Source organism: Candidatus Korarchaeota archaeon NZ13-K (assembly GCA_003344655.1).
Lineage (GTDB): Archaea > Korarchaeota > Korarchaeia > Korarchaeales > Korarchaeaceae > Korarchaeum.
In genome coordinates this window covers 1-5,867 of the sequence record MAIU01000069.1, presented here as the reverse complement: position 1 = coordinate 5,867, position 5,867 = coordinate 1, and the positions used below count along the sequence as shown (strand labels likewise).

Below are 5,867 nucleotides of genomic sequence, written 5' to 3'. Positions count from 1 at the left end.
GTGACGCCCCCGGACCGGCTGATGAGGCCGGAACGCAACGCCGTGAAGGCAGGCCGAATGCAGGAACCTCGCACCGTAGGGTGTGCTTCCAGCAAAACGGGACGGACGGCGACGGATGAGGCCCCGGAGAACTGGAAGCTCCCGACTTTAGTCGGGAGAGGACGTCACCAGCTTGACCGTTCATCCATACCGCTCATCATCTAAGGTTGTATCATATCGTATCCGCGGTGGGGACTTCCACTCGCCCACAAACCCCCTTGGCAGGTATGGGTGTTGAGTTGCTGTCGAGCCCAACGGCACGATCGCATACAAGCTGTCCTGCGGAGCTCGGAGCATCGCTCCCATCACCCCGCAGAGCTTTGAAGAATAAGCATCATGCTCCGTTACACTGAACTTTCTGCCCATCCTTCTCGCATCCCTCGAGTGAGGTCATTCGAGATAAACCCTGAGGGGAAGGCTTTTATCAGAAGGAGCCCCGGCTCGAGGGGGAGCATGAGAGAACAATCGGTCAGTCTTCTTCTCCTGATACTCCTGGCCGCGATCCTCATAATCGGCTTCGATTCGCTTAGGCAACGCGAGCCTCAGGGGAGCTCCAAGTGCCCGAGGGTGAATGCCCTCTTCTGCCCGGAGGATGGGTGCAGCCGGGCGATCATCTCGCTTTTCGACAGGGCGAATGAGACGATAGACGTTGCAGTCTACTCCTTCACGCATCCAGACATAGCGGAGGCACTGGTGAGGGCCAAGGAGAGGGGAGTGAGGGTCAGGGTGATACTTGAGGCGGAGCAGCTGACCTCCTACTCCCAGTATGGGAGGCTCAGGTCCGCGGGCATTGAGGTCATGCTCGACAGGAACGAGTACCTGATGCACGATAAGTTCGCGATAATCGATGGAAAGGTGGTGGTCACCGGTAGCTTCAACTACACGGTAGCGGCTGATGAGAGGAACGATGAGAACCTGGTGATCATATCCGATGAGAGCGTGGCCGAGAGATTCGAGGGGGAGTTCGAGGAGATGTGGAAGGGGGTTTACGGGAGGTGAGCCCTCGCTCAATCCCGATCTCGGCTTTCAGGAAAGCCTCAAGCTCCCATCCATGCTCCCATTTTAGAGGGTGATCCCTCAAGATCCCCGCCTGGGAGTCCCCTCGTGGAATCCTCCCATGCCCGCCGGAGGGCTCCAGTCGAGATCCCTCATGGGGAAGCTGGGACCTGCGAGCTCTCACACGGACGGCATCTGCCTGAACCCCACGGTCAGGGGGAGGTTGCGGTCATCGAGGACGGTAAGTACGTTCATCCCGAGCTCATGGAGCTGTCATCCGAGCTCAGGAGCGGGAGGCCCGGCTGAGGATCCCGCTCGTTGATGGGCTGCGATGAGTTGCCCCATTTTTCTGGTCAATTTTTCAATGGAATGCTGGATTACGGAACCTGATCCGAAATGGTTATATATTTTGGGACCCTGGTCAACCGGTGTGCCCATGGACGCGCACCTGACCATGAGGGAGAAGTACGTGATGAGGGGGGTTGCTCTTTACCACCCCATCACCGTGGAGAGGGGGGAGAACGCCAAGCTATACGACGTGGACGGCAGGGAGTACCTGGACTTCACGAGCGGGATAGGCGTGACCAACCTGGGGCACGCGAACCCGGAGCTCATAAGGGCCGCGGAGGAGCAGCTTAGGAAGCTATGGCACATGTGCTTCATGGTGGTCAACTACAGGCCCTACGTCGAGCTGGCTGAGAGGCTCTCCAAGATAGCCCCTGGGGCGTCCGAGAAGATGGTCCTCCTACAGAACAGCGGATCCGAGGCCATAGAGAACGCGATAAAGGTGGCCAGGCAGGTCACCGGTAGGCCTTACATCATCTCCTACGAGAACTCCTTCCACGGCAGGGGGACTTACGGCTTCGCCCTAGCCGCCACCGGTAAGTACAAGCCCTACAAGGTGGGCTTCGATCCCCTGGTCCCCGGGGTGGAGCTCATACCCTACCCCTACTGCTACAGGTGCCCCTTCAAGCACAGCTATCCCGATTGCGGTCTGGCGTGCCTGGACTACCTCAGGAGGTGGTTCTCCCACAGCAGGGTCCCGCCGGAGAGGGTGGCCGCTCTGGTCATTGAGATGGTCCAGGGGGAGGGGGGCTTCGTAGTCCCCCCCAGGGACTACGTCAGGGAGCTAAAGGCCTACCTAGAGGAGAACGGGATCCTGATGATAGACGATGAGGTTCAGGCCGGCTGGGGGAGGACCGGGAGGATGTGGGCCGTCGAGCACTTCGGCGTGGATCCCGACATAGTGGCCACAGCCAAGGCCATAGCGAACGGCCTCCCCCTGTCTGCGGTCATAGGCAGGAGGGAGATAATGGAGAGGACGAGCCCGGGGAGCTTCGGAGGAACTTACGGGGGCAATCCCGTCGCTTGCGCTGTCGCGCTCAAGGTGATAGAGATAATGCAGAGGGACAGGATACCGGAGAGGGCCGAGAGGCTCGGCCGGATCATGAGGAAGAGGTTGGATGAGATGAGCGAGAGGTACGGGCTGATAGGTGATGTGAGGGGGCTGGGGGCCATGCAGGCGGTGGAGCTAGTGAAGGACAGGAGGACGAAGGAACCAGCGGCTGATGAGACGATGAGGGTGATAAACAGGGCGAGGGAGAAGGGGTTGCTCCTCCTGAGGGCAGGCATCTATCTGAACGTCATAAGGCTGCATCCCCCCCTCACAATAGAGGAGGAGAACCTCGTGAGGGGCCTCGATATACTCGAGGATTCCCTGAAGGAGGTGGAAAGGGAGGTGGGTTAGATGAGCCTGCTGGAACCTCCTAGGAGGGAGTACGGTAGGGTCAAGCTGTTCATAAACGGCAGGTGGGTCGAGTCATCAACGAGCAACTACGCTCCTGTCTACGATCCCGGAAGGGGTGAGGTCATAGCGGAGGTACCCATGGCCACGAAGGAGGAGGTCGATGAGGCCGTCGAATCGGCTTACGAGGCATTCAAGTCCTGGAGCAGGCTTCCGGTCCCCGACAGGCTCCAGTACATATTCAGGATGAAGTACCTGCTCGAGGAGAACAAGGAGGCTCTGGCCAGGGTGAACACACAGAATCACGGCAAGGTGATAAGGGAATCCAGGGGTGACCTGAGGAGGTCCATAGAGAACGTTGAGGCCGCCATATCAGTGGCCTACACCCTGGCTAAGGGGGAGTATCAGCAGGAAATAGCAAAGGGGGTGGACGAGGTACTGATCAGGGATCCCCTGGGCGTCTTCGCCGTGGTCAGCCCCTACAACTTCCCCATAATGATACCGTTCTGGTTCATCCCCTACGCCCTGGCCCTCGGGGACACGCTCGTCGTAAAGGTCAGCACTACCACGCCCCTGCCGATGGTGCTGGTCATGGAGCTCCTGGCTAAGGAGCTCCCTCCCGGCGTGCTGAACTTGATATATAGCGATCACGAGGTGGGCGAGCACCTAGTCACACATCCCCTGGTTGAGGGAACGGCCTTCGTCGGGACGAGCAGCGCAGCCCTCAGGCTCTACGAGCTCTCGGCCTCAAAGGGAAAGAGGTTCCTGGGAGGGGGGAGCGCGGCCAACTACGCGGTCGTGATGCCGGATGCCAACCTGGAGAGGACGGTCCACAACATCAGGGACTCGAAGTTCGGCAACACGGGGCAGAGGTGCCTCGCGATACAGAACATAGTGATCGTGGGGGACATCTACGAGAGGTTCAGGGAGGCCTTCTTGGAGCTGGCCAGGGGAATAAGGATAGGTTATGGGCTGGACGAGAGGAGCGAGATGGGACCGATGGCGAGCAGGAGGTACAGGGAGAACGTGATAAAGATGGTGGAATCTGGGCTGGAGGAGGGCGCCAAGCTGGCCCTGGACGGCAGGGGTGCTATGGTCCCCGAATACCCGAAAGGCTTCTACCTCGGACCCATCGTGCTGGAGGGAGTCACCCCGGACATGAAGGTGGCCAGGGAGGAGATATTCGGACCGGTGGCGAATCTGATGAGAGCGGATAGCTTGGAGGAGGTCATAGAGTGGATAAACAAGAACAAGTATCATCACTCGGCCTCAATATTCACCACCAGCGGGAAACACGCCAGGGAGTTCCTGCACAGCGTTCAGGTGGGCAACGTCGGCGTGAACATAGGCATAGCGGCCCCGGTCGGCTGGTTCCCGTTCGGTGGCAGGAGGCTAGCGGGACTTGGGAGCCACCATCCGCAGATGGACGCTGTTGACTTCTTCACGGACAGGAAGGTGGGCATAGTCAGGTGGTTCTGAGGTAGGGGAAGATGGGCGAGGAGTGTCTGAAGGTGGTCGTAGGCAGCCCCTGGCTGGACACGGTCGATCAGGAGCACATCCCCCTGAAGGTATCCAACCTCTGCGATGAGGAGCTCTCCGTGGAGCTTGAGGCCCTGACTCCTCAGGGCGGCTCACTGCAGAGGTTCAGCCTGAGGCTCCCGGGATCGACCACCAGGGAGCTCGAGGTGGTCACCGACCTCTACCTCCAGGGGATCTCGATAAGGGGGAGATGGAGGAAAAATGGGGGCGAGTGGCGGGAAATGGAGGAAATTTATGTGAGCCTGAGGTGATCCCTCATTTTTTAATAAATTTCTATCTTCGGATCCTCCTTTATCACCTTAGCTACTATCATCGTGGAGGTCCTCTCGATCTCCTCCATGCTCATCATCTGCTCTATGACCCCCATGAGCTCCCTGACGTCCCCCACGCGCAGGAGGACGACGAAATCCGTCTCTCCGAATACGAAGTAGACCGCCCAAACTCCTGGAAGCTCCTTGATCTTATCCCCGACCTTCTCGTGATACCCGGGCCTGTACCTCGCCCTGACCAGGGTTATCGCCACGAGGCTCCTCCCGAGCTTCTCTGGGTTGACCCTAGCGTAGCATCCCTCTATGAACCCGAGCTTCTCCAGCCTGCTTATCCTGTAGTGAACCGTGGATTTAGGGACGTTAAGCATCTCGGAGATCTCCCCTATATTCTTCTTGCAGTCCTCCTGCAGGATCTTGAGTATGGCCAGGTCCACCTCATCGAGTTTCTCCAAGCGGACACCCCCATCAGCGCGCCCCACTCCTAAATAAGTTTTCACACGAAATGCAGGTGACTTGACTTTTATTCAAGTAAATTCACAAAAATTGAATAATATATAAAAAGCACAATAGATATTGATCATAAAGAAAAATTATTTCATGATATTGGAGATCTTATTAAAATTATCATGATGGTGAGCATTGAACAGGATCCCAAGAGACCGGTCGGGGGCACGGTTCAGCTTTTTAGTCGGCCCCGGAGGGACCGCCCCATGACAGCTGTCATAACCGGGGCCTCCAGCGGCATAGGCAGGGCGTTGGTCCTGGAGCTCTGCAAGGAGGGGAGGAGGGTGGTAGGGATATCCAGGGATGAGGCCTCACTGAGGGGACTGGCTCGCGAGTGCAGGGAATTCGACTTCATACGGAGCGACCTGAGCGACCCGAGGTCATTCGGCCTGATAAGGGAGAGGTTATCGGACCTCGGCCCCATCGAGATCCTGGTCAACAACGCTGGCTTCGGAGCCTACAGGAGGATCTTGGAGATGGAGAAAGATGATATAGTGAGGATGACCTTCGTGAACTTCCTGGCGCCCGTCCTCCTGACGAGGGAGCTCCTTCCCCTCATGAGTGAGGGCTCAACGGTGGTCAACGTGATAACGGCCGGTATTCACGTGCTTCTGGCGGATCTCCCGCTCTACGGAGCGACGAAGATGGCCCTCCATTACGCGAGCGAGGCACTGAGGGATGAGCTCAGGGAGAGGGGCGTGAGGCTGATCTCAGTTTACCCGGGGCTCGTGAGGACCGCCTTCCACGCCAGGGCCGGGAGGGAGGTGGGGGGAGGG

6 protein-coding genes are annotated in these 5,867 nt (G+C 58.3%); 5 read left to right on the top strand and 1 reads right to left on the bottom strand.

Going from position 1 to position 5,867, the window contains the following annotated elements; all coding sequences use genetic code 11:
* Positions 1 to 375 precede the first annotated feature (375 nt).
* The 4 genes from BA066_06355 (at position 376) to BA066_06340 (ending at position 4,569) form a co-directional block, all read left to right on the top strand.
* Positions 376 to 1,038, top strand: coding sequence for a phospholipase D family protein (locus tag BA066_06355; GenBank protein RDD53076.1), 663 nt, complete (start codon positions 376 to 378; stop codon positions 1,036 to 1,038).
* A gap of 433 nt (positions 1,039 to 1,471) precedes the next feature.
* Entirely contained in the window at positions 1,472 to 2,782 is a 1,311-nt protein-coding gene (locus BA066_06350) for an aspartate aminotransferase family protein (protein RDD53075.1), read from the top strand.
* Entirely contained in the window at positions 2,783 to 4,258 is a 1,476-nt protein-coding gene (locus BA066_06345) for a CoA-acylating methylmalonate-semialdehyde dehydrogenase (protein ID RDD53074.1), read from the top strand.
* 11 nt (positions 4,259 to 4,269) lie between these two features.
* Entirely contained in the window at positions 4,270 to 4,569 is a 300-nt protein-coding gene (locus BA066_06340) for a hypothetical protein (GenBank protein RDD53073.1), read from the top strand.
* A gap of 11 nt (positions 4,570 to 4,580) precedes the next feature.
* On the opposite strand, the gene BA066_06335 is transcribed toward BA066_06340, so the two are convergent.
* The gene (locus BA066_06335; GenBank protein RDD53072.1) at positions 4,581 to 5,039 is read right to left on the bottom strand and encodes an Lrp/AsnC family transcriptional regulator; all 459 of its coding nucleotides are present in this window, start codon (positions 5,037 to 5,039) and stop codon (positions 4,581 to 4,583) included.
* A 258-nt stretch (positions 5,040 to 5,297) separates the two neighbouring features.
* Between BA066_06335 and BA066_06330 the strand changes: the two genes are divergently transcribed.
* The coding region (locus BA066_06330; GenBank protein ID RDD53071.1) for an SDR family NAD(P)-dependent oxidoreductase at positions 5,298 to 5,867 on the top strand (570 nt) is incomplete at its 3' end.

Excerpts from the sequence above, each read along its gene's own strand:
- BA066_06340 (RDD53073.1), top strand. The coding sequence starts at position 4,270 with ATGGGCGAGGAGTGTCTGAAGGTGGTCGTAGGCAGCCCCTGGCTGGAC.
- BA066_06355 (RDD53076.1), top strand. The coding sequence starts at position 376 with ATGCTCCGTTACACTGAACTTTCTGCCCATCCTTCTCGCATCCCTCGA.
- BA066_06345 (RDD53074.1), top strand. The coding sequence starts at position 2,783 with ATGAGCCTGCTGGAACCTCCTAGGAGGGAGTACGGTAGGGTCAAGCTG.
- BA066_06350 (RDD53075.1), top strand. The coding sequence starts at position 1,472 with ATGGACGCGCACCTGACCATGAGGGAGAAGTACGTGATGAGGGGGGTT.